The organism is Bradyrhizobium sp. P3_C3 (assembly GCF_056402655.1).
Genome location: NZ_JBFUGY010000037.1, coordinates 56244 through 78383, shown reverse-complemented (window position 1 = coordinate 78383; position 22140 = coordinate 56244). Strand labels below are relative to the sequence as shown.

The following is a 22140-nucleotide window of genomic DNA, read 5'->3' as shown; positions in this document are numbered from 1 at the left end:
GAGCGCTGCGAGGTCAGACCATGGCCAACGCCACCACCGCCTCACCCGCCATGATGGCGAACCCCGACTCGGAGCGCATCGCGCCGAAGCGGCTGTTCGCCTTCATCATCATGGTGTTCGGGATGTTCATGTCGATCCTGGACATCCAGATCGTCTCGGCGTCCCTCAGTGAAATCCAGGCAGGCCTGTCGGCAAGCTCCAGCGAGGTCGCCTGGGTCCAGACCGCCTATCTGATCGCCGAAGTGATCGCGATTCCGCTGTCGGGCTTTCTCTCGCGCGCTTTCGGCACGCGGCTGCTGTTCGCGATCTCGGCCGCGGGCTTCACCGCCTCGAGCCTGCTCTGCGGCTTCGCCACCACGATCGAGGAGATGATCCTCTGGCGTGCCCTTCAGGGCTTTTTGGGCGCCGGCATGATCCCGACCGTGTTCGCCTCGGCCTATACTGTATTCCCGCGCTCCAAATTCCACATCGTCGGTCCCATCATCGGGCTTGTTGCGACCCTGGCTCCCACGATCGGCCCGACGGTCGGGGGCTACATCACCGATCTGATGTCGTGGAACTGGCTGTTCTTCATCAACGTCGTGCCCGGCATCGGCATCACCCTGGGCGTGCTGGCGCTGGTCGATTTCGACGAGCCGCATTTCGAGCTGCTCGACCGCTTCGACTGGTGGGGCCTGCTCTTCATGGCCGGCTTCCTCGGCACCTTGGAATACGTGCTGGAGGAAGGTCCGCAACATGAGTGGATGCAGGACACGTCCGTCGCGATCTGCGCCTGGATCTGCGCGGTCTCGGCGATCGCCTTCTTCTGGCGCGTGTTCACCGCGGCCGAGCCGATCGTCAATTTGCGCACCTTCTCCAACCGCAATTTCGCGGTCGGCTGCGTCCTGCAGTTCTGCATCGGTATCGGGCTCTACGGCCTGACCTACATCTATCCGCGCTACCTCGCCGAAGTGCGCGGCTACAGCGCGCTGATGATCGGCGAGACCATGTTCGTCTCGGGCATCACCATGTTCCTGGTCGCGCCGCTGGTCGGCCGTCTCATGGTGAAGGTCGACATGCGCTACATGATCGCGTTCGGCCTCATCGTGTTCGCGATCGGCTCCTACCAGATGACCTGGATCACGCGCGACTACGATTTCTACGAGCTGCTGGTGCCGCAGATCCTGCGCGGCATCGGCATGATGTTCGCGATGGTGCCGACCAACAACATCGCGCTCGGAACGCTGGCGCCCGACAGGGTGAAGAACGCCTCCGGCCTGTTCAACCTGATGCGCAATCTCGGCGGCGCGGTCGGCCTTGCCGTCATCAACACCGTGCTCAACAACCGCACCGATTTGCACATCACCCGCCTTCAGGAGCGGGTGACCTGGGGCAATGCGACTGCGACCGAAACCCTGACCATGTTCATGCAGAAATTCCAGGGACTCGGCGATTCCACGCTGATGGCGATGAAGCAGCTCAGCCAGATCGTGCACCGCCAGGCCGTGGTGATGAGCTTTGGCGACGCCTTCTTCGCGCTGACGCTGTTTTATCTCGGCCTCAGCCTGCTGGTCACGCTGCTGAGCAAACCGGCCTCGATGACCGGTGGCGGCGACGCGCATTAGGCAAGCGGCTTACGAGGTGTCATCGCCCGCGGAGGCGGGCGATCCAGTACTCCGCGGCGGAAGTTGTGTGAGCTAACTATCGCCGCGGAGTACTGGATGCCCCGGTCAAGCCGGGGCATGACAGCGGAGATTGAGGCGGCGGCGATGCCGGACCAAGGCGCCACGCACCAAATTGCAACACTCGTCCGTGAATTCGCGGGAGCCCCGTTGCAAACCGGAAACGATACATCTATAAAGCGCACCTCATTCAATCGAGCCAGGGAGAGATTTGCATGATTTCGTCGCACTCGCAGATCGTACGCCCGCGTTCGATGTTCTGGTTCGGTATGTCGGCGGCCTGTTAGAGGCCCCTTCCGCCAGATTCGATCGGGTCACGAGTCCCGATCTCTCCACTTCCCAAGTCAAAATCAGTTGTGAGTGACGCCGGTCAGCCCTCCGTGGCGGATTTGCGTCCGTCGATGGAGCCGGCCCGCGCCGAAAGCGGCCGGATAATGTCATGACCTCTCTGTCAAAAAGGCCCGCGGCCATACGCGTGGTGCTGCCCTTCGTATTCCGGCACTGGCTGAAGCAGCCCGGACGCGGCCTGATCGTGGCCGGCGGCCTGCTGGGCGCAACCATCGCCGACCTGTTCATGCCGGTATTCTCCGGACATCTGGTCGATGCGCTGACGCGCGGCGCGTCCGATCCCGACGCGCGCCGCGCCGCGCTGGTTGCGTTCGGCGCCATCGTGGCGCTCGGTGCGGCGTCCGTGGTGCTGAGGTTGATCGGTCTCCAGGCGATCGTCCCGTTCACGCTCAAGATCATGTCGGATGTCGCCCAGGAGGCTTTCACGCGCGTGCAGCGCTTCTCGACCGACTGGCACGCCAACTCCTTTGCCGGCTCCACGGTGCGCAAGGTCACCCGCGGCATGTGGGCGCTCGACCTGCTCAACGACACCATCCTGATGGCATTGGCGCCGTCTCTGCTGGTGTTGATCGGCTCCATGGTCCTGATCGGCCTGCACTGGACGTCGCTCGGCGCGGTGATCGCGGTGGGCGCGCTTTTCTACGTCGCCATCACCGTGCTGTTCTCGACGCGCTACATCGCGCCGGCCGCGCGCGTCTCCAACGCCTGGGACACCAAGGTCGGCGGCACGCTGGCGGACGCGCTGACCTGCAACGCCGTGGTGAAATCCTTCGGCGCCGAAGCGCGCGAGGATACGCGGCTCGCCCGCGTCATCAATCGCTGGCGCGTGCGCGTGCGGCGGACCTGGTTTCGCTACAACTACACGGCCATGGCGCAGCTCTCGCTGCTGCTATGCCTGCGTGCGTCCGTGATCGGCGGCGCGGTGCTGCTGTGGATGTCCGGGCACGCCTCGCCCGGCGACGTCACCTATGTGCTGACGAGCTACTACGTCATCCACGCCTATCTGCGCGACGTCGGCATGCACATCAACAACCTCCAGCGCTCGGTCAACGACATGGACGAATTGGTGGCGATCCATGGCGAGCCGATCGGGATTGCCGATGCGGCCAGTGCGCGACCGATCGCGATCGAGGCCGGCGAGATCGTATTCGACGACGTCACGTTCCACTATGGCGGCCATCGCGCGCCACTGTATGACGGACTGTCGGTCACGATCCGCGCCGGCGAGCGCGTCGGCCTGGTCGGCCGCTCCGGCTCCGGCAAGACGACCTTCGTCAAGCTGGTGCAGCGGCTCTACGACGTCTCCGGTGGTCGCGTGCTGATCGACGGGCAGGACATCGCGCACGCTACGCAGCAATCGCTGCGCAGCCAGATCGCGATCGTGCAGCAGGAGCCGATCCTGTTCCACCGCACGCTTGCGGAGAACATCGCCTATGGCCGGCCCGGTGCCAGCCTGGAGGCCATCGAGCACGCGGCGCGGCTGGCGAATGCGCACGACTTCATCCTGCGCCTGCCGAAGGGCTACGGCACGCTGGTTGGCGAGCGCGGCGTGAAGCTGTCGGGCGGCGAGCGGCAGCGCGTGGCGCTGGCGCGCGCCTTCCTGGCGGACGCGCCGGTGCTGATCCTGGACGAAGCGACCTCGAGCCTCGATTCGGAATCGGAGGCGCTGATCCAGCAGGCGATGGAGCGGCTGATGAAGGGCCGCACCTCGATCGTGATCGCGCACCGCCTGTCGACGGTGCGCAGCCTCGATCGGATCCTGGTGTTCGACCGCGGCGAGATCGTCGAGCAAGGTACCCATGCCATGCTCGCGGGCAAGCCAGGGGGCATCTATCGCGGCCTGTTCGAGCGCCAGGTGGTGGAGCTCGGGCGCATCGCGGCGGCGGAATGAGAGGCGCGCGGCAGCGGGACGCAAGTCCCGCGGTCACGCCTTTAAGGATGGAATGAGATGAAGGACCTGACGCGCGGCTCCATCGTGAGCCACATCCTGAGCATGGCGCCTCCGATCGTGGTTGGCATGATCACGATCATGATCTGTCAGCTCGTCGATCTGTATTTCGTCTCGGGTCTGGGCGAGGCGGCGATCGCCGGCGTCGCGGCGGCCGGTAATGCGGGCTTTCTGGTCAATGCGCTGATGCAGGTGCTCGGCGTCGGCACGGTTGCGCTGATGGCGCACGCCGTGGGGCGGAAAGACCGCGACGACGCCAATCTGGTCTTCAACCAGTCGGTCGTCCTGTCGGTGCTGTTCGGGATCCTGACATTGGTCGCGGGCTTCGCGCTGTCGCGCCCCTACATGCGCGCGGTTGCAGCCGACGAAGCTACGGTCGAAGCCGGTACCGTTTATCTGCTCTGGTTCATGCCGGCGCTGGCGCTGCAATTCGCCACGCAAGTGATGGCATCCGCATTGCGGGCGACCGGCATCGTGCGGCCGAGCATGCTGGTGCAGGCGCTGGCCGTAGTCATCAACATCGCGCTGGCGCCGGTGCTAATCACGGGCTGGGGCACCGGACATGCGCTCGGTGTGGCCGGTGCCGGCCTTGCCAGCTCGATCGCCGTCTTCGTCGGCGTGCTGATGCTGCTTGGCTATTTCCTCAAGCTGGAGCGCTACGTCGCGTTTCACCCCGAGCAATGGCGGCCGCAACTGCGGCAGTGGAAGAGAATCCTCAATGTCGGCCTGCCCGCGGGCGGGGAATTTGCGATGATCTTCATCATCATGGCCGTGGGCTATTACGTGCTGAGCGTTTTTGGCCCGGCGGCGCAGGCGGGGTTTGGCATCGGGACGCGTCTCCTCGGGCTGATCCAGATGCCGGCGCTCGCCATCGCCCTCGCCGCAGGGCCTATCGCCGGCCAGAATTTCGGCGCCGGCAATGGAGCACRTGTGCGGGAGACTTTTGTCAAGGCGTCGCTTATCGCGACCGCCGTGATGATTGTCTTCATGATCCTCGCGCAGTTCGCGCCCGGTCTGCTGCTTGCCGGCTTCTCCAGGGATCAGGAGACGATGGGGGTTGCGTCGCTGTTTCTGCGCCTCGTCTCGCTCAACATGGTGGCGCAGGGGCTGATCTTTACCTGCTCCAGCATGTTTCAGGGGCTTGGCAACACCAAGCCGGTGTTGTGGACCTCGGCGACGCGGGTTCTCACCTATTCCCTGCCGTCGATCTGGCTCTCGACGTGGCCGGGCTTCCGGATGGAGCATGTCTGGTATTTGTCGATCGCGACGACCACGCTACAGGCCGCCCTGAGCGTGTGGCTTTTGCTCCGGGAGTTCAGAAAACGCCTTGCGCTGCCGGCACAGGAGAAGGTGGCGAAGCCGGCAAATTCCGAGCCGGTTGAGCCTCCCATGCGCGAGCCCGCGTAGCAGATCGAACCGACGCGCGCTTGTCGCCCACCCACGGCTCCGGCTAGTTTGCCGCGCCGTGGGTGGGCCGCGAATCTGCAAGGGACTGCAATGACCGAGGTGTTGAACGAGCAAGGACGAGCGTCCTGGCTCTCCGCGATCTGGGCGGCGCGCTACCGCACACCGGCCCGCTTCGTTGCGCTGGTCGCGTTGCTGCTGCCCTGGAGCACCACCGGCGTGACTTTTGCGCTCGTGCCGTGGTTGATCGCCATTGCTTTCATCGACCTTCGCGAGCTCCCGCGCTCGCTGCTGCGCCCGATCTGCCTGCTGCCGATCGCGCTGTTCGTGCTGGCACTCGTCGGCACGCTCTGGTCGGTTGCGCCCTGGGCCGAGCGGCTGCACGCGCTCGGGCCGCCGGCAAGACTGCTGGTGATCCCGCTGCTGATCTACCAGTTCGAGCGCTGGCCCTACGGCAAATGGGTTTTTGCGGCGTTCCTGGTCTCCTGCACGCTGCTCATGCTGTACTCCTTCGCTGTTGCGATCGATCCCAGGCTCTCGCTAAAGCTCTATCTGTCGCGCGGGCCCTACCAGGTCGAGAGCGGGATTGCCGTGCGCAACTATATCGACCAGAGCCAGGAATTCGCGCTCTGTGCGATCGCGCTGGTGTACCCGATCGTGACGCTGGTTCAGCAGGGCCGCGTTCGGATCGCGGCGTTGTTCGCCGTATTGGCGCTCGGCTTCCTCGCCAACATGATGTTCGTCGTGGTCTCGCGCACGGCGCTGGTGACGCTGCCGGTCCTGCTCGTGGTGTTTGCACTGCTGCATCTGCGCTGGCGGGCGGCGCTCGTTGCCGGCGCTGCGACGGCGTTGATCGCCGTAGCGCTCTGGGCCGTCTCGCCGCATCTGCGCGCGACCGTCGGCAAGTTCCAGAGCGATTATGAAAGGAGCCTGGAGGCCGACAACAATTCGATTAGCAGCATGGGCTCGCGTCTCGAATACTGGCGGAAGTCCCTTGGGTTCATCGCCGACGCGCCGCTGATCGGCCACGGCACCGGCTCGATCCGCGGTCTGTTCGCCGGCGTGGCCGCCAATCCGCACGACGACCCGCTGCGCGGCGAGATCGTCAGCAACCCGCACAATCAGACCCTCAGCAATGCCGTGCAGTGGGGCGTCGTCGGCGTGCTGGTCCTCTACGCGCTGTGGATCGCGCACCTCTTGATGTTTCGCGGCGAGGGGCTGGCCTGCTGGATCGGCATGCTGGTCGTGGTGCAGAACATGCTGTCCTCACTGCTCAACACGCATCTGTTCGATTTCACCTCGGGCTGGATCTACGTGCTCGGTGTCGGCGTCGCCGGCGGCATGGCGCTCGCCGCAAAGAGAGCATCGAGCTAGAGCGCGGCAATACTGTTCCAGACGAGGGTGAGGCCCGACAGGAACAACAGGCCGAGCACGACGTCGCCAAAATGCTTGTCGTTCAGCGCGTGATAGACGCGGGCGCCGGCCCACGCGCCGATCAGCGTGCCCGGGAAGGCGACCAGCGCGAGCCAGACCACCTTGAATTCGACGAGACCCGACGCCGTCTGCAACACCAGCGCGGTCGCGAGCACGGTGAAATTGAAGAGCTGGAAGATGCCGCGCCGCTCGTGCTTGTTCCAGCCGCGGATATTGGCCCAGAGGATCGGCAGCGGCCCGGACAATCCGGCGAGGCCGCCGAGAATGCCGCCGGCAAAGCCGATCGCGCCGTCGGCAATGCGGCCACCGAACGTCACGGCGAGGGGCCTCTTGTTGAGATAGAGAGCGGTCGAAAAGATCAGGATCAGCACGCCGACGCTCAGCTTGAACACTTTTGGATCGGCGGAGGCGATCAGCATGGTGCCGAGCGGCACGCCGATCAGGCCCCCGATCAGGAACGGCCAGACCAGCGACAGGTCGAAACTCTTCCACATCGACGGCAGCGTCGAGGTCTGGGCGATCACCGAGCAGATCAGCACCAGCGGCACCGCGAGCGAGGGCGGCAGGACGTAGAGCCAGATGCCGAGCGCCATCAGCGCGGTCCCGAAGCCGGCCAGTCCCGAGACGAAGCCGCCGGCCAGCGCGCCGAACAGCAGCAGCGCATAAGTGAGCGTTTCCAACAGATTGTCCTTGTCGCAATAGGCGATCCCGAACTGTTGATCGCCAACGCCCGCATAGCACGGCTGCGGCCGTGCAGGTCAATTCCAAAACCGCACGCAAGCGTGATCCTCAACCGCGGGCATTCGCCAATGGCAGGCCTACATGATGACCATACTTCAATCCGGGGGCCTGCCCGACGCCATGATGCGCTCTCATTGGCCTTTCCCCGAACGAGATGATGGAGAACGACCATGACCCGCACGAAGATTGCCGTTGCAGCCGCGCTGCTGTCTGCGGCGGCCCTGATGCCGACGATGGCGCAGGCGCAGTTCTCCGAACCTGCGGCCTATCAGGCCGCCCATCCCGACCGCGATGTGCTGAACGGCGGCCAGCTCACGCCTGCGGCGCGCCAGGCTCGTGGCGAGACAGTGGCACCGAGCGAGGCCTATGCGGCTTATCCGTCTGGTGTGACGCCGGTCGTTCGCCCGCGCCACCGCCGTCACCACCAATAAGAAGAGCCTAGACGATCTGCCTCGTGTCGGCCGGCCTGTGCAGCGCGCCGACCAGGATGCGCAGCGCTTCCGTCAGCTCCGATCGATTGCGCGCGGCGCCGAGCGAGACGCGCGCGGCATGCGGCGGTGTTCCGTCCACAGTGAAAGCGTCGCCGGCGACGACTGCGAGTCCATTCCGCAACAGATGCGCGGCGACGTCGGGGCGGCCCTCCGGCAGCCGCAGCCAGAGATGATGGGCGGCAGGCTTGGCCAGGAACTGAATGCCTTTCAGCGCGCGCTGCGCAAGCTGCTGGCGGCCGATCGCCTCGTTGCGGATGGCGGTGATGATGCGATCGGCGATGCCGTTCTCGATCCAATGCGTCACCAGCGCGACCATCAGCGGCGCCGGCATCTGCACGGTGGCCTGCAAGCCGGCACGCATGTCCCGCTGCGCGGCGTTGTCGGGCGTCACGAGATAGGCGACGCGCAGCGCCGGCGCGATGCATTTCGACAGCGTGGTTGCGAGATAGGTCCGCTCCGGAATGAGGTTTGCGATCGGCGATGCCGAACGGTCGAGCAGCCCATAGGCATCGTCCTCGATCAGCGTCATATCGGAATCGCTGATGATCTTTGCGATGGCGTTGCGCCGTTCGGTGGACAGCGTCGCGGTGGTTGGATTGTGCAGCGTCGGAATGAGATAGACGGCCTTCGGCCTGTGCGCGCGACGGGCCTTCGCCAGCGCATCGGGCAAGATGCCGCCATCATCCATGGCGATACCGACGAGCTTGACGCCGAGCCGCGCCGCGGCGGCCTTGATGCCGGGGAAGGTGAGCGCTTCCGTCAGCACGACGTCGCCGGGCCGCGCGAGCTGAGCGAGCAGGTTGAACAGGATCGTCTGCGTGCCGGGAAAGATCACGAGCCTGTCGGCGCGCGCGTGCGGAACCCGTGCACGCATCCAGCGGGCCGCGACCTCGCGCTCATGCGCGCTGCCGCCGGGCGGCTGATAGTTGAGATGCGCCGTCAGGCCCGATTGCGCGCGGATGGCTTCCATCCCGGCAATGATCCGCTCATCGAGTTGCGCTTCGAGCGGATGCGGCGGCACGTTCATCGAGAGATCGATCGCGACCGGATGCGGCAGGTCGACCGCGCGGCGCGCGCTGGTCTCGGATACGAATGAGCCTTGTCCGACCCGGGCTTCCATGATGCCGCGGCGCCGCGCCTCGGTGTAGGCGCGCGTCACCGTGGTGAGGTCGATGCCGAGGGCCTTGGCCAGCGCGCGCTGCGTCGGCAGCTGCTGGCCGCGCACCAGCCGGCCCGCGGCGATGTCGGCCTCCATGGCCTCGACGATGCGCTGGTAGCGCGGCCCGCTCAGCTCCGAGATTGTAGGGGTCCAATCCATGCAATTTAGGCCCATATCCTTTGAATGTATGGATGCAGGATATTATTGTATGGATCAGCGAAAAGGAAGAGGTGCTGTCATGGCAACCGGTTCAGTCTCTCTCTCGAAGGCGATGTGGCGCGGCTTTTTGGGCAAGTGCCCGAACTGCGGCGAAGGACACATGTTCGGGCGCTTCCTGAAAGTGGCCGACAGCTGCGACCATTGCGGCGAGGAGCTGTTTCACCAGCGCGCCGATGACTTCCCGGCTTATCTGGTGATGGTCGTGGTTGGTCACCTCGTCGTACCGGCGATCCTCGCGGTCGAGACGGCTTACGCGCCGGCGGTCTGGCTGCAACTGGCCGTGTGGCTGCCCGTGACGCTGTTCGCTTCGCTCGCGCTGCTGCAGCCGACCAAGGGCGCCATCGTCGGCCTGCAATGGCAGATCGGCATGCATGGTTTTGAAGCCGGCAAGCTGCGGCGCGAGGCGGTTGCGCCCGTCCGCGTGAAGGTGAACACCCGCGCGGCCTGAGGGCTGCAGCGTTTACATCGCGCGCGCGGCCGCTACACTCCATCGTAGAAACAAGAACGATGGAAACGCCGATGGCCGCACGCGCGAAGACTTTTCTGCTCTGTCATGGCGCATGGTCCGGCGGATGGGCCTGGAAGAAGATGCATCCGCTGATGGCGCAGGGCGGCCACCGCCTGGTGGCGCCGACCTACACCGGGCTCGGCGAACGCGCGCATCTCGCGAGTCCCGCGATCGATTTGGATACGCATATCCAGGACATCCTCAACGTCATCAAGTTCGAGGACCTCGACGACATCGTGCTGCTCGGCCACAGCTATGGCGGCATGGTCGCGACCGGTGTTGCCGACCGCGCGCGCGAGCGCGTGGCGCAGCTGATCTATCTCGACGCCTTCGTGCCGGGTGACGGCCAGTCGCTGTTCGATCTCAACGAGGGCGGGCGCGAGCCGATGCGCAAGGCGGCTGCCGCGGGCGACGGCTGCCGCATCCCGCCGAATCCGCCGCCGCCCGATACGCCGCAGGCCGATCTCGACTGGCTCAATGCGCGCCGCATCAACATGCCGATCAAATGTTTCGAGACGAGGCTCAAGCTCGAACACGGCGAGCCGGCGATCCCGCGCAGCTACATCTATTGCAAGCGCATTCCGCCGGGCGATGTGTTCGGGCAGTTCGCGAAGCGCACGAAGAACGAGGAGGGCTGGCGCTATTTCGAACTCGATGCCAGTCATGCGCCGAACGTGACAGCGCCCGAGGCTTTGATGGCGGTGTTGGAGAAGATTGTGGCCTAGTTCACCCTCGTCATTCCGGGCTCTCGCTTCGTCGCGCCTCGGAATGACAACGGTGAAAAATGGTGAGGGGTCCGATGCGGTCAGCATCGAACCCCTCGTTGCAAGATATCAGCCGGCCTGTAAGCCGGGTTCTGTAAGGCACCGTCCGCTTGCGCGAACGATACGTGACGGCCATTCCTCTGGGACCATGTTTGCACATGGCCTCGAGCAACCTACCCGGACGGCGGGCCTGACATCGCCCCGCGGCGTTATCGCTTGCGCGAACAGCCCGCTACGCCGTCCCTATTCGGTTTTGCTCCCGGTGGGGTTTACCATGCCGGCTCCGTTGCCGGAGCCGCGGTGCGCTCTTACCGCACCTTTTCACCCTTACCTGCCTACGCAGCTTGCGCTGCTACGGCACGGCAGGCCCGAGGGCTTGCCGCGCCAGAGCCCCGAAGGGGCGTCGGCGGGCGGTTCGTTCTCTGTGGCACTTTCCCTGGGGTTGCCCCCGCCGGACGTTATCCGGCACCGTATGTCAAGGGAGCCCGGACTTTCCTCCCCGGCGGCCTTTCGGCACCTGCCGGAGCGGCCGTCCGGCCGACTGACCGGCTACGCATGGGGCATTTGTGACGGTTCCGTCAAGCAGAGATCGCCGCGCAAGCCGGCTGCGAATAATTTATCCTGAACATGTCGTTGGGCGTGGGCCCAGTTCGACTGGATGCCGGCAATCCAGCCGAGCAACAGGAGTTAAACGATGCAGTATTTGCTGCTGATCTACCGGAACGAAGCTCAACAGAGCAAGATGGACCCCGCAGATTACCAGAAGCTGTTGGCGGAGTATTCCGCCTACACCCAGTCCATCGTCCAGAGCGGCAACTTCAAGGCCGGCGACGGGCTCCAGCCGACCTCGACTGCGACCACCGTTCGCGTTCGCGACGGCAAGGTACTCGCGACCGATGGTCCGTTCGCCGAGACCCGCGAGCAACTCGGCGGCTATTATCTCGTCGAGGCGAGAGACCTCGACGCAGCGATCGCGATGGCCGCGCGGATTCCCGGAGCCAGGGACGGCTCGATCGAAGTCAGGCCCGTGATGATCTACAAATGATCTCGTCCCCTGATATCGAATAATTATCCCGAGGATGTCGTTTGATGTTGGCCCCGTTCGACTGGATGTCGGCAATCAGGCCGAACAACAGGAGTAAGCCATGCAGTACCTACTGCTGATCTACCGGAACGAAGCGAAAATGATCAACATGTCCCCCGCGGACCGTCAGGCGCTGTCGGCGGAGTACGGCACTTACACGCAGTCCATCGTCCAGAGCGGCCATTTCAAGGCCGGCGACGGGCTTCAGCCGACCACGACGGCGACCACCGTGCGCGTGCGCGAGGGCAAGACCCTGACGACCGACGGTCCCTTCGCGGAGACTCGCGAGCAGCTCGCCGGCTACTATCTGGTCGAGGCCAAGGATCTGGACACCGCCGTCGGACTGGCTGCTCGGATTCCCGAGGCCAAAGAGGGATCCATCGAAGTCAGGCCGGTCATGATCTACAAGTGATCTGTCCTGCCGACATCGCTCGGATTTTTCGCGACGAGGCGGGGCGGGTGCTTGCCACGCTGATCCGCCTCGTCGGCGATTTCGATCTCGCCGAGGACGCGCTCCAGGATGCCTTCGCGGTCGCGCTGGAGCGCTGGTCGGCGGGCGAGGTGCCCGATAATCCGCGCGCCTGGCTGGTCAATGTCGGTCGCAACAAGGCGATCGATCGCATCCGGCGGCAGGCCGTGTTCCGCGGCAAGCAGCGGGCGCTCGTGCATGAGCTCGAGTTCAACGCGCAGGCGCCCGACGAGCCGCCAGCAACGCTCGATGACGATATGCTGCGGCTGATCTTCACGTGCTGCCATCCAGCCTTCGCCATCGAGGTCCAGGTCGCGCTGACGCTGCGCACCGTCTGCGGGCTGTCCATGGCGCAGGTCGCGCGCGCCTTTCTCGTCGGCGAGGATGCGATGGCGCAGCGCCTCGTCCGCGCCAAGCAGAAGATCAGGCTCGCCGGCATTCCTTATGAAGTGCCCGAGCACGCCGCGCTTGCGCCGCGGCTCAACGGCGTGCTCGCCGTGATCTATCTCGTCTTCACCGAAGGCTATGTTGCGACCTCGGGCGCGGATTTGATGCGGCCCGATCTCGCGGTCGAAGCGATCAGGCTCGGCCGGTTGCTCGACCGGCTGATGCCGGATCGCGCCGGGATCAAAGGCCTGCTCGCCTTGATGTTACTGCACGATGCGCGCCGTGCCGGGCGCGAGACCACAGCCGGCGACGTCGTTCTGCTGGAAGAGCAGGATCGTTCGCTCTGGAATTGCGTGCAGATCGAGGAAGGTCTGCGTCTCGTGGACGACGCGCTCCGCGTGCCTGGCCGCCCGCAGCCCTATGCTGTGCAGGCCGCGATCGCCGCGCTGCATGCCCGTGCGCCGAGCTACGAGCAGACCGACTGGCCGCAGATCGCTGGCCTCTACGAAGTGCTCTTGCGCATCAATCCGTCGCCGGTGATCGAGCTTAACCACGCCGCCGCAGTCTCGATGGTCGACGGCCCGGCGCGCGCGCTCGATCTCGTCGACGCGATCACCGCGCGCGGCGGGCTTGGCGGCTACGAGCTGTTGCCCGCGGTGCGCGCGGATCTGTTGCGACGGCTTGGGCGCAAGGACGAAGCGCGCGAGGCGTATGTCGCCGCGACGGCGGCGACGCAGCTGGAGCCGCTACGGCGCCTCTATGCGCGACGGATGCGGGAGATGGAGTAATCGCCGCACATTCCGTCATTGCGAGGAGCGTAGCGACGAAGCAATCCAGACTCTTTCCGCGGAGGCAGTCTGGATTGCTTCGCTGCGCTCGCAATGACGAACGCCGTTACTTCGCCGCGACCGCCGTTGCATCCGCCGGCAGGCTCGCGAGCAACGCCTGCAATGTCGACAGCGTCGAGTGATCCGCGACACCATCGAGCCGCGCGGGGCGGAAATGGCGCTGGAAGGCGGTGACGACTTCCATCGTCGCGGCGTCGTATTTGCCGGTCAGCGGCACGCCGTAGCCGTATCGGGCGAGCCCCTGCTGCAGGCTCAGCACCTCGTCGCTGATGGTGCCGAGCATCAGGCTCTCGCCGCGCACGACCGGCGCGGGCGTCACCCAGTGTCCGACGCCGGAATTGGCCAGCGAATGCCACGGAAATTTCTCGCCGGGATCCTTCTTGCGCGCCGGCGCGACGTCGGAATGGCCGAGCACCCGGTGCGCGGCGACGTTGCGGCGAAGCATGATGCCGCGGCACAACGTGATCACGGCGGCGATCTGGCGCGACGGATATTCCGGATAGCCCCAGTCATGGCCGCGATTGATGATCTCGATGCCGATCGAGCAGGAGTTGATGTCGTCCTCGCCGGCCCAGGACGAGACGCCCGCGTGCCAGGCGCGCTTGGCCTCGGGCACGCATTGCACGATGCGGCCGTCCTCCAGCACGACGTAATGCGCCGACACTTCGGTGCCCGCCGTGCACAGCCGCGCCAGCGCGCCCTCGACGTCGGGCATGCCGGTGTAGTGCAGCAGGATCATATCCGGCTGCCGTCCCTTGTTGCGGTCGCCATGGTTCGGCGAAGGGATGATGTCGGAGACGATCGAGGAATCCGGCTCGAACGTCCGCGTGTTCGCCGCGGCCTTGGGAACCGGGAGAACGCGTTGACGTTTCGAATCAGATCCAGACGGCGTGGAAGGACCGGACGACATAGACAGCTCAAGTCGGACAGAGAGTGGGCCAAGCCCTTCTCTTTACTATTCCTTTACCCTCCGCCGCGCGCAATCGCGCGGCGCGGTTAATGGATGCATTTTGGCGCATGTGTGTGGATGGAGCATCACCGACGCGTCACCTTTTCGACTTGTAACAAGCCGATCAACGCTTTCTTAACGCTAAGGGCCGTTACTGAGGATTGAAGAGCCGACCCGCGTCCGGAGGCGGCCAAAGCGTATTTTGGCTCGAAATCCCATGGCTGCCCGACAAATTCCACTGGGAACACTGGGTTTGCGGCCCGGGATGACCGGGCTCGGTAACCATGCTGGACGAGGGTTGGGTCGTGGAACCGCCGCGACGCGGAATTATTCGAGGCGTTATGGACTCGCTCGTCCCAGATCTCGCATGGACGCTCTGCGGGTGTGGCGCATGAGCTCGGTTCCGCACATCCCCGTTCTTGGCCGCGAGGCGGTCGATCATCTCGCGCCGCGCGCGGGCGGGATCTATATCGACGCCACCTTCGGCGCCGGCGGCTACAGCCGCGCCATCCTCGACGTGCCGGGAACCCGCCTGATTGCGATCGATCGCGACCGCACGGCGATCGCCGGCGGGGCTGAGCTCGTCGAACGCTCCGCGGGCCGGCTGACGCTGGTCGAGGACCGCTTCTCCAATCTCGCCGAGGTCTGTGCGGCGCAAGGCGTCGATGCCGTCGACGGCGTCGTGATGGATGTCGGGGTCTCCTCGATGCAGCTCGACCAGGCCGGCCGCGGCTTCTCCTTCCGTCTCGACGGTCCGCTCGACATGCGGATGGGGCAGGCCGGGCCGACGGCGGCCGACATCGTCGCGCGCGCCTCGGAAAGCGATCTCGCCGACATCATCTACCTCTTTGGTGAGGAGCGGCAGTCGCGCCGCATCGCCCGCGCCATCGTCGCCGACCGGCAGGAGACGCCGTTCACGACAACGCGCGCGCTCGCCGATCTCGTCGGCCGGGTCGTGCGCTCGAAACCCGGCGATATTCATCCGGCGACGCGAACGTTCCAGGCCCTGCGCATCTTCGTCAATGAAGAGCTCGAGGAACTCCAGACCGCGCTCGCTGCGGCCGAGCGCGTGCTCAGGCCGGACGGCCGCCTCGTGGTGGTCTCGTTTCATTCGCTGGAAGACCGCATCGTCAAGAATTTCCTCTCCGAGCGTAGCAAGACAGGCGGCGGTTCGCGGCATCTGCCGGAAGTGGCGCAAACCGCGCCGAGCTTCCAGCTGCTGACCCGGCGGCCGGTGATCGCGGGTGAGGAGGAAGTCGCGCATAATCCGCGCGCGCGTTCCGCAAAGCTGCGCGCCGCTGAACGTACCGATGCGCCCGCGCACGACGACGGCGAGACCTCGTCCTGGCCAAAGCTCTCCGACGTGATGAGGGGCGGCTAGCGCATGCGCTTCATCCACCTCCTCGTCATCGGCGCGCTGATCTTCGCGGCGGCCTATGTCTATCGGATCAAGATGGACTCCACGGCGCGCACCGAAAAGGTGCTGCGGCTGCATGCGGAGATCCGCGAGCAGCGCGATGCAATCGCGGCGCTGCGCTCCGAATGGGCCAAGCTCGATGCGCCCTTGCGTCTGCAGGGCCTTTCCGACCGGCATCTGCCGCTCAAGCCGGTCAACGGCACGCAATATGACTCGCTGAAGAACCTGCCGGAGCGTCCGCCGCGGATGTTCAGGCCGGGCGAGCCGGATCCGATCGGGGCCATGCTCAACACCATCGAAGCCGCGAGCGATCCGGATACGGTGACGGGCTCCGTTCCTCAGCCCGAGGACAAGCAATGAGCGCTGTGACCCCGGCCAAGCCAACTCAAAAGCCGCCCGAGCCCTGGCGGCAGCGGCTGATCCGCAGCCTGCTCTACGGGCGCAACGTTGACCGCGCCGCGAAGGCGCGCGCGCGCGTTGGCCTCGCGATGATCGCCTTTACCTCGGTCTATGTCCTGATCGGCGGCCGGCTCGTGATGTTCGCGATCGGTGCCGACGCCCACAGCGCGCGCCGTGCTGCCGCGCAAGAGGTGGTCGCGACCGCGCGGCCCGACATCGTCGACCGCAACGGCGCGATCCTGGCAACCGACGTCAAGGCCGCGAGCCTGTTCGGCGAGCCGCGCCGCATCATCGACAAGGACGAGGCGATCGAGCTTCTGACTGCGACCGTGCCTGACCTCGACGAGGCCGAGGTGCGCGAGCGCCTGTCGGCGCGAAAGGGTTTTGTCTGGCTGAAGCGCGAGATCACGCCGAAGCAGCAGCAGGACATCCACAAGCTCGGCATTCCCGGCATCGGCTTCCTGCGCGAGAACAAGCGCGTCTATCCGACCGGCAACGAGGTCGCCCACCTCATCGGTCTCGTCAACATCGACAACCAGGGCATCGCCGGCATGGAGAAGTGGCTCGACAATCAAGGGCTCGCCGATCTCCACCGCGCAGGCTTTGCCACCGACCGGCTGCAAAAGCCGATCGAGCTGTCGGTCGATCTGCGCGTCGAGCACGCGCTGCGCGACGAGCTCTTGAAGGCCAAGGAGAAGTACCACACCAAGGCCGCCTCCGGCATCGTTTCGAATGTCAAGACCGGCGAGATCGTGGCGATGGTCTCGCTTCCGGATTTCGATCCCAACAATCCGAAGGAAGCGCACGACCCCGACCGCATCAACCGCCTGACCACGGGCGTCTACGAGATGGGCTCGACCTTCAAGGCGTTCACGCTGGCGATGGCGCTCGATTCCGGAAAGATCAATTTGAACTCGTCGTGGGATGCACGCGGAAACCTGCACTACGGCAAGTTCACCATCCACGACAGTCATTCGCTCGGACGTTTCATCAACACCAAAGAAGTGTTTTATTACTCCTCCAACATCGGCGCTGCGCGGATCGCGCTCGGCCAGGGTGTCGAGGCGCACAAGGCGTTCCTTGCCAAGATGGGCCAGTTGACGCGGCTGCGCACCGAGCTGCCGGAGAGCGCAGCTCCGCTGGTGCCGCGCCGCTGGAGCGAGCTGAACACGGTCACCATCGCGTTCGGCCAGGGTCTGTCCGTGGCGCCGCTCCAGGCGGTGATGGGCATCAACGCGCTGATGAACGGTGGCTATTTGATTCCGCCGACCTTCATGAAGCGAAGCGAAGCTGAAGCGGCGGCGATCGCCAAGCGCGTGATCAAGCAAGAGACCAGCGACAAGATGCGGTATCTGATGCGGCTCAATGCGGAGGTCGGGTCGGCGAGACAGGCAGACGTCAAGGGCTATTATGTCGGCGGCAAGACCGGCACGTCCGAGAAAGTCATCAATGGCCGCTACGCCAAGAAGCGGGTTCTCAACTCCTTCACGGCGATCATGCCCTCCGACAATCCAAAATATCAGATCCTGATCATGCTGGACGAGCCGCAGGCGCTGCCCGAAACAAAAGGTTTCATCACCTCGGGCTGGAACGCAGTGCCGACCGGCGGCAAGGTGATCGAGCGGATCGCGCCGCTTCTGGGCATCGAGCCACGGTTTGACCTGCCGCCGTCCGACCGCCTTATTCTTGCAGCATCCAGGACAACCCAGTAATCAACGGGGGTGGGCCGTCGCCGCTGCTGAGTCGGGGCTTTTCCGAAGATCCGGCTTTCCGGACGGCATGTCGACTGGAAGACCATGAAGCTGCGCGACCTCCTAGGTCAGGACGTTCCAGGCAATGATGCCGCAATCGAGCCCGCTGTCGCGGCGCTCGATGTGACCGGCGTTGCGCTCGACAGCCGTGTGGTCAAGCCCGGCGATCTCTTCTTCGCCCTCGCGGGCAGCAAGACCGACGGCGCGCGCTTCGTCGATGCCGCGATTGCAGCAGGCGCGGTGGCGATCGTCGGCGACCATGCACCTGATGGCAGCAAGGTGCCGTTCGTCACGGTGGCCAATCCGCGCCGCGCGCTGGCGCTGGCCGCGGCCAAATTCTTCCCCGCACAGCCGGCGACCATCGTGGCGGTGACCGGCACCAGCGGCAAGACCTCGGTCGCCGCGTTCACGCGCCAGATCTGGGAGCGGCTGGGGCATGCCTCCGCCAGCATCGGCACCATCGGTCTCGTCTCGCCCAAGCGCACCGTCTACGGTTCGCTGACGACGCCGGATCCGATCGCGCTGCACCGGCAGCTCGATGAGATCGCGCGAGAAGGCGTGACGCATCTCGCCTTCGAGGCGTCCTCGCACGGGCTCGACCAGTACCGCCTCGACGGCGTGCGTGTCTCCGCCGGCGGCTTCACCAATCTCTCTCGCGACCACATGGATTACCATCCAACCGTCGCGCATTATCTCGCAGCAAAACTCCGCCTGTTCCGCGAACTGGTCCCGGCGGATGGGGCGGCGGTGATCTCCGCCGATCACGATTGCTCGGCGGAAGCAATCAATGCAGCCAGGTCGCACGGCCTGCGCGTGATGGCGGTCGGCCGCAACGGCGACGGGGCAGGCGAGGGCATTCGTCTCGCCGCGGCCGAGGTCGAAGGTTTTTCGCAAGTCCTTGCCGTCGAACATCGCGGCAAGCGTTATGCGGTCCGGCTGCCGCTGGCCGGCGAATTCCAGATCGAGAACGCACTGGTGTCGGCCGGCCTTGCCATCGGCACCGGCAGCGATCCGGCCAACGTGTTTGCGAGCCTCGAACATCTCGAAGGCGCCAAGGGTCGGCTCGAGCGCGTCGGCGAGCGCAACGGTGCGCCGATCTTCGTCGACTACGCCCACAAGCCCGACGCGTTGGAGAAGGCGTTGCAGGCTTTGCGGCCTTACGCAAAACGCCGGCTGGTCGTCGTGTTCGGCGCCGGCGGCGACCGCGATGCCGGCAAGCGCCCGATCATGGGCGAGATCGCGGCCGAAAACGCCGACCGCGTCATCATCACCGACGACAATCCGCGCAGCGAGAAGCCGGAAGCCATTCGCGCCGAAATCCTCGCGACTGCAAAAGGTGCCCGCGAAATCGGCGACCGCGCCGCGGCGATCCGCACCGCGATCGAGGAGTTGGAAGACGGCGATGCGCTGCTCGTCGCCGGCAAGGGCCACGAGACCGGACAGATCGTCGGCGGCGAGGTGCTGCCCTTCAGTGATCACGAGGCGGTCGCCGCCGCATTAGCGTCGAGGGATGCATGAGCGCGCCAATATGGACGGTTGCCGAAGTGGCGCGTGCGCTGGGCGCTGCGGGATCATTTCCGGACACGCCGATCGAGTTCGTCACCCAGGACAGCCGCCTGGTGAAGCCGGGCAGCCTGTTCGTCGCGCTCAGCGGCACGCCGAGCGGCGGCTTCATCTCGGCCTTCGCCAGCGCGCGTGACGGCTGGGAGTTCGCCGACAAGGCGGAAGCATCGGGCGCGGTCGCGATGATCGTGCCGCACGAGATCGCCGGCATCCGCGTTCCCCAGATCGTCGTCAAGGACACGCTGATCGACGGTCTCTGGGGCCTCGCACGCGCCGCACGCGCCCGTTTCAACGGACCGGTGATCGGGCTCACCGGCAGCGCGGGCAAGACCAGCACCAAGGAATTCCTCGCGGCCTACCCCGGCGCCTATGCCAGTCCGTCGAGCTTCAACAATTTCTGGGGTGTGCCGCTGACGCTGTGCAACGCGAGGCCCGACGCCAGCCTCTGGGTCGTCGAGATGGGCATGAACCAGACCGGCGAGATCGCGCGGCTCAGCGAGCTGACGCGGCCGACCGTCGCGCTCGTCGTCAACGTTCAGCCGGTGCATCTGGAAAAGCTCGGCTCGCTCGAAGCCATCAGGCGCGAGAAGGTGTCGATCGCGCTCGGCCTGCCCGAGGATGGCGTGCTGGTGCTGCCTGCCGGGATCAAGGCGCCGGACTGGAAGGGCAAGGTGGTACGGTTTGGCGAGAAAGCCGAGGTGCACGAGGTCGCGCACGCGCCGCATGGCGAGAGCTGGCAGGTCGTGGCCGCGCTCGGCAAGAAGGAGATCGCCTTCAGCCTGACGCCGGGCGCACCGCACCGCGTGCAGAATGCGCTCGCGGCGCTCGCCTCGATCCGCGCCGCGAACCTCGATGCGGCGACGCTTGCGATCAAGCTCGACCGGGTCGGCATCATGACCGGCCGCGGCGTCGAGCAGGCGATCGGCGGCGTCACCGTGATCGACGACAGTTTCAACGGCAATCCGGCCAGCGTGGCTGCTGCACTGCAAAGCCTCCAGGCGCGCAACGTGACCGGCGGCCGCCGCATTGCGGTGCTCGGCGACATGCTGGAACTGGGCGATGACGCACCAAGCTACCACACGGCCCTCGCCAAGCATCTCGACGGCATCGACGGCGTCTACTGCGTCGGTCCCTTGATGCGCCATCTCTACGACGTGTTGCCGGCGGGCAAGGGCCTGGGCTGGCACGACGACCCCGTCACGCTGAAGCCGGGCGAGGTCGCAAATCTGCTGAGGGCAGGCGATGTCGTGGTTGTCAAGGGCAGCAAGAAGATGTTCTGGGTCAACAAGTTTGTGCCGGGCCTAGTGGCCGCCTTGCAGGCAAAGGCGTAAACTGCTTGGAAGGCGCTGTTCCCGAATCCCACCCTTTGCGGCGCGAAGCCGTCCGTTTTCCCAGAGGTCGCCCGACCCATGAAGAAGACCCGCGAATGCGCGTGAGGCAAGTCAAGGCCAACACCAAGGCCGCGTGCAAAGGCGCCATAGGACCGTCTGAATGTTTTACTGGCTGATCGAGCTCTCCAACACATTTCCCGGCTTCGGTGCCGTTCGCACCTTCCTGAACGTCTTCCGCTACATCACCTTCCGCACCGGCGGCGCCGTCGTCACCGGCGCGCTGTTCGTGTTCCTGTTCGGGCCCTGGATCATCGACCATCTGCGCATCCGTCAGGGCAAGGGCCAGCCGATCCGGACCGACGGCCCGCAATCGCATCTCGCCAAGAAAGGCACGCCCACCATGGGCGGGCTGATGATCCTGTCCGGCCTCACGGTCGGCACCGTGCTGTGGGCCAATCCGCTCAACCCCTATGTCTGGATCGTGCTGGCGGTGACGCTCGGCTTCGGCTTCGTCGGCTTCTATGACGATTACCTCAAGGTGACCAAGCAGACCACGACGGGCTTCGGCAGCAAGCTGCGCCTGCTGATCGAGGCCGCCATCGCGCTGGTCGCCTGCTATGCGCTGGTGCGGTTGAACCGCGATCCCGCGTCGACCGCGCTGACGATTCCCTTCCTCAAGGACACCGTGCTGCATTTCGGCTGGTTCTTCGTTGTGTTCGGGGCTTTCGTCATCGTCGGCGCCGGCAATGCGGTGAACCTCACCGACGGTCTCGACGGCCTCGCCATCGTTCCCGTGATGATCGCGACCGCGAGCTTTGCGATGATCGCCTATCTCGCCGGCAACGCGGTGTTCGCCGACTATCTCCAGATCAAATATGTCGCCGGCACCGGCGAGCTCGCGGTGCTCTGCGGCGCGTTGCTGGGCGCCGGTCTCGGGTTTCTCTGGTTCAACGCGCCGCCGGCCTCGATCTTCATGGGCGACACCGGCTCGCTCGCGCTCGGCGGCATGCTCGGCGCCATCGCGGTCGCGGTGAAGCACGAGATCGTGCTCGCGGTGATCGGCGGCCTGTTCGTGCTGGAAGCGGTTTCCGTTATCGTCCAGGTGGTGTCGTTCAAGCTCACGGGAAAACGCATCTTCCGGATGGCGCCGATCCATCACCATTTCGAGCAGCTCGGCTGGACTGAGCCGCAGATCGTGATCCGGTTCTGGATCATCTCGGTGATGCTGGCGCTCGCCGGTCTGTCGACGCTGAAGCTGCGGTGAT

General features: G+C 65.4%; 19 protein-coding genes and 1 other RNA gene. 16 read left to right on the top strand and 4 right to left on the bottom strand.

Translation table 11 applies throughout. The features are described from left to right. Positions 1 to 20: 20 nt before the first annotated feature. The 4 genes from AC1DW2_RS32880 (at position 21) to AC1DW2_RS32865 (ending at position 6735) form a co-directional block, all read left to right on the top strand. On the top strand, positions 21 to 1604 hold the full coding sequence (locus AC1DW2_RS32880) for a DHA2 family efflux MFS transporter permease subunit (protein WP_085399266.1): 1584 nt from the start codon (positions 21 to 23) through the stop codon (positions 1602 to 1604). 496 nt (positions 1605 to 2100) lie between these two features. Further along, on the top strand, positions 2101 to 3900 hold the full coding sequence (locus tag AC1DW2_RS32875; RefSeq protein WP_477008034.1) for an ABC transporter ATP-binding protein: 1800 nt from the start codon (positions 2101 to 2103) through the stop codon (positions 3898 to 3900). Positions 3901 to 3957: 57 nt separating this feature from the next. After that, positions 3958 to 5364: an MATE family efflux transporter gene (locus tag AC1DW2_RS32870; RefSeq protein ID WP_477008033.1), complete on the top strand. Its 1407-nt coding sequence runs from the start codon at positions 3958 to 3960 to the stop codon at positions 5362 to 5364. A 90-nt stretch (positions 5365 to 5454) separates the two neighbouring features. Continuing rightward, entirely contained in the window at positions 5455 to 6735 is a 1281-nt protein-coding gene (locus AC1DW2_RS32865) for an O-antigen ligase family protein (RefSeq protein WP_477008032.1), read from the top strand. Here AC1DW2_RS32865 and AC1DW2_RS32860 read toward each other — a convergent pair. Then, on the bottom strand, positions 6732 to 7475 hold the full coding sequence (locus tag AC1DW2_RS32860) for a sulfite exporter TauE/SafE family protein (protein ID WP_071910378.1): 744 nt from the start codon (positions 7473 to 7475) through the stop codon (positions 6732 to 6734). The genes AC1DW2_RS32865 and AC1DW2_RS32860 overlap by 4 nt on opposite strands. A gap of 231 nt (positions 7476 to 7706) precedes the next feature. Between AC1DW2_RS32860 and AC1DW2_RS32855 the strand changes: the two genes are divergently transcribed. Further along, positions 7707 to 7967: a hypothetical protein gene (locus AC1DW2_RS32855; RefSeq protein WP_166101958.1), complete on the top strand. Its 261-nt coding sequence runs from the start codon at positions 7707 to 7709 to the stop codon at positions 7965 to 7967. A 7-nt stretch (positions 7968 to 7974) separates the two neighbouring features. On the opposite strand, the gene AC1DW2_RS32850 is transcribed toward AC1DW2_RS32855, so the two are convergent. Then, positions 7975 to 9345, bottom strand: coding sequence for an aminotransferase-like domain-containing protein (locus AC1DW2_RS32850; RefSeq protein WP_477008031.1), 1371 nt, complete (start codon positions 9343 to 9345; stop codon positions 7975 to 7977). A gap of 49 nt (positions 9346 to 9394) precedes the next feature. Here AC1DW2_RS32850 and AC1DW2_RS32845 point away from each other — a divergent pair, with 49 nt between their 5' ends. After that, entirely contained in the window at positions 9395 to 9853 is a 459-nt protein-coding gene (locus tag AC1DW2_RS32845; protein WP_477008030.1) for a DUF983 domain-containing protein, read from the top strand. A gap of 71 nt (positions 9854 to 9924) precedes the next feature. After that, positions 9925 to 10638 (top strand): alpha/beta fold hydrolase, encoded by a 714-nt coding sequence (locus AC1DW2_RS32840; RefSeq protein WP_354178183.1) that lies wholly within the window; start codon positions 9925 to 9927, stop codon positions 10636 to 10638. Between the two features lie 104 nt (positions 10639 to 10742). Here AC1DW2_RS32840 and rnpB read toward each other — a convergent pair. Next, positions 10743 to 11222, bottom strand: an RNA gene (gene rnpB, locus AC1DW2_RS32835) — RNase P RNA component class A. A 149-nt stretch (positions 11223 to 11371) separates the two neighbouring features. Between rnpB and AC1DW2_RS32830 the strand changes: the two genes are divergently transcribed. The 3 genes from AC1DW2_RS32830 (at position 11372) to AC1DW2_RS32820 (ending at position 13405) form a co-directional block, all read left to right on the top strand. Continuing rightward, entirely contained in the window at positions 11372 to 11722 is a 351-nt protein-coding gene (locus AC1DW2_RS32830; protein WP_063981532.1) for a YciI family protein, read from the top strand. Between the two features lie 100 nt (positions 11723 to 11822). Further along, positions 11823 to 12173, top strand: coding sequence for a YciI family protein (locus tag AC1DW2_RS32825; RefSeq protein WP_063981533.1), 351 nt, complete (start codon positions 11823 to 11825; stop codon positions 12171 to 12173). Next, a complete protein-coding gene (locus AC1DW2_RS32820) occupies positions 12170 to 13405 on the top strand; it encodes an RNA polymerase sigma factor (RefSeq protein ID WP_155794952.1) in 1236 nt (411 codons plus the stop codon). The genes AC1DW2_RS32825 and AC1DW2_RS32820 overlap by 4 nt, the downstream gene beginning before the upstream one ends. A gap of 106 nt (positions 13406 to 13511) precedes the next feature. Here AC1DW2_RS32820 and AC1DW2_RS32815 read toward each other — a convergent pair whose 3' ends face one another. Continuing rightward, positions 13512 to 14375: an N-acetylmuramoyl-L-alanine amidase gene (locus tag AC1DW2_RS32815; RefSeq protein WP_231143165.1), complete on the bottom strand. Its 864-nt coding sequence runs from the start codon at positions 14373 to 14375 to the stop codon at positions 13512 to 13514. Positions 14376 to 14805: 430 nt separating this feature from the next. Between AC1DW2_RS32815 and rsmH the strand changes: the two genes are divergently transcribed. The 6 genes from rsmH to mraY all read left to right on the top strand — a co-directional run bounded on the left by rsmH (position 14806) and on the right by mraY (position 22139). Next, the gene (gene rsmH / locus AC1DW2_RS32810) at positions 14806 to 15795 is read left to right on the top strand and encodes a 16S rRNA (cytosine(1402)-N(4))-methyltransferase RsmH (protein WP_231143163.1); all 990 of its coding nucleotides are present in this window, start codon (positions 14806 to 14808) and stop codon (positions 15793 to 15795) included. A 3-nt stretch (positions 15796 to 15798) separates the two neighbouring features. After that, positions 15799 to 16191, top strand: coding sequence for a cell division protein FtsL (ftsL, locus tag AC1DW2_RS32805; protein WP_014492951.1), 393 nt, complete (start codon positions 15799 to 15801; stop codon positions 16189 to 16191). After that, positions 16188 to 17942: a peptidoglycan D,D-transpeptidase FtsI family protein gene (locus AC1DW2_RS32800; protein ID WP_477008029.1), complete on the top strand. Its 1755-nt coding sequence runs from the start codon at positions 16188 to 16190 to the stop codon at positions 17940 to 17942. Before ftsL ends, AC1DW2_RS32800 begins: the two co-directional genes overlap by 4 nt. A gap of 84 nt (positions 17943 to 18026) precedes the next feature. Continuing rightward, positions 18027 to 19499, top strand: a complete 1473-nt coding sequence (locus AC1DW2_RS32795; RefSeq protein ID WP_477008028.1) for a UDP-N-acetylmuramoyl-L-alanyl-D-glutamate--2,6-diaminopimelate ligase — start codon at positions 18027 to 18029, stop codon at positions 19497 to 19499. Then, a complete protein-coding gene (locus AC1DW2_RS32790; RefSeq protein ID WP_477008027.1) occupies positions 19496 to 20875 on the top strand; it encodes a UDP-N-acetylmuramoyl-tripeptide--D-alanyl-D-alanine ligase in 1380 nt (459 codons plus the stop codon). The genes AC1DW2_RS32795 and AC1DW2_RS32790 overlap by 4 nt, the downstream gene beginning before the upstream one ends. A gap of 160 nt (positions 20876 to 21035) precedes the next feature. Beyond that, a complete protein-coding gene (gene mraY, locus AC1DW2_RS32785) occupies positions 21036 to 22139 on the top strand; it encodes a phospho-N-acetylmuramoyl-pentapeptide-transferase (RefSeq protein WP_014492955.1) in 1104 nt (367 codons plus the stop codon). Position 22140 lies beyond the last annotated feature (1 nt).

Excerpts from the sequence above, each read along its gene's own strand:
- AC1DW2_RS32880 (WP_085399266.1), top strand. The coding sequence starts at position 21 with ATGGCCAACGCCACCACCGCCTCACCCGCCATGATGGCGAACCCCGAC.
- AC1DW2_RS32875 (WP_477008034.1), top strand. The coding sequence starts at position 2,101 with ATGACCTCTCTGTCAAAAAGGCCCGCGGCCATACGCGTGGTGCTGCCC.
- AC1DW2_RS32865 (WP_477008032.1), top strand. The coding sequence starts at position 5,455 with ATGACCGAGGTGTTGAACGAGCAAGGACGAGCGTCCTGGCTCTCCGCG.
- AC1DW2_RS32855 (WP_166101958.1), top strand. The coding sequence starts at position 7,707 with ATGACCCGCACGAAGATTGCCGTTGCAGCCGCGCTGCTGTCTGCGGCG.
- AC1DW2_RS32850 (WP_477008031.1), bottom strand. The coding sequence starts at position 9,345 with ATGGATTGGACCCCTACAATCTCGGAGCTGAGCGGGCCGCGCTACCAG.
- AC1DW2_RS32845 (WP_477008030.1), top strand. The coding sequence starts at position 9,395 with ATGGATCAGCGAAAAGGAAGAGGTGCTGTCATGGCAACCGGTTCAGTC.
- AC1DW2_RS32840 (WP_354178183.1), top strand. The coding sequence starts at position 9,925 with ATGGCCGCACGCGCGAAGACTTTTCTGCTCTGTCATGGCGCATGGTCC.
- AC1DW2_RS32830 (WP_063981532.1), top strand. The coding sequence starts at position 11,372 with ATGCAGTATTTGCTGCTGATCTACCGGAACGAAGCTCAACAGAGCAAG.
- AC1DW2_RS32825 (WP_063981533.1), top strand. The coding sequence starts at position 11,823 with ATGCAGTACCTACTGCTGATCTACCGGAACGAAGCGAAAATGATCAAC.
- AC1DW2_RS32815 (WP_231143165.1), bottom strand. The coding sequence starts at position 14,375 with ATGTCGTCCGGTCCTTCCACGCCGTCTGGATCTGATTCGAAACGTCAA.
- rsmH (WP_231143163.1), top strand. The coding sequence starts at position 14,806 with ATGAGCTCGGTTCCGCACATCCCCGTTCTTGGCCGCGAGGCGGTCGAT.
- ftsL (WP_014492951.1), top strand. The coding sequence starts at position 15,799 with ATGCGCTTCATCCACCTCCTCGTCATCGGCGCGCTGATCTTCGCGGCG.
- AC1DW2_RS32800 (WP_477008029.1), top strand. The coding sequence starts at position 16,188 with ATGAGCGCTGTGACCCCGGCCAAGCCAACTCAAAAGCCGCCCGAGCCC.
- AC1DW2_RS32795 (WP_477008028.1), top strand. The coding sequence starts at position 18,027 with ATGAAGCTGCGCGACCTCCTAGGTCAGGACGTTCCAGGCAATGATGCC.
- AC1DW2_RS32790 (WP_477008027.1), top strand. The coding sequence starts at position 19,496 with ATGAGCGCGCCAATATGGACGGTTGCCGAAGTGGCGCGTGCGCTGGGC.
- mraY (WP_014492955.1), top strand. The coding sequence starts at position 21,036 with ATGTTTTACTGGCTGATCGAGCTCTCCAACACATTTCCCGGCTTCGGT.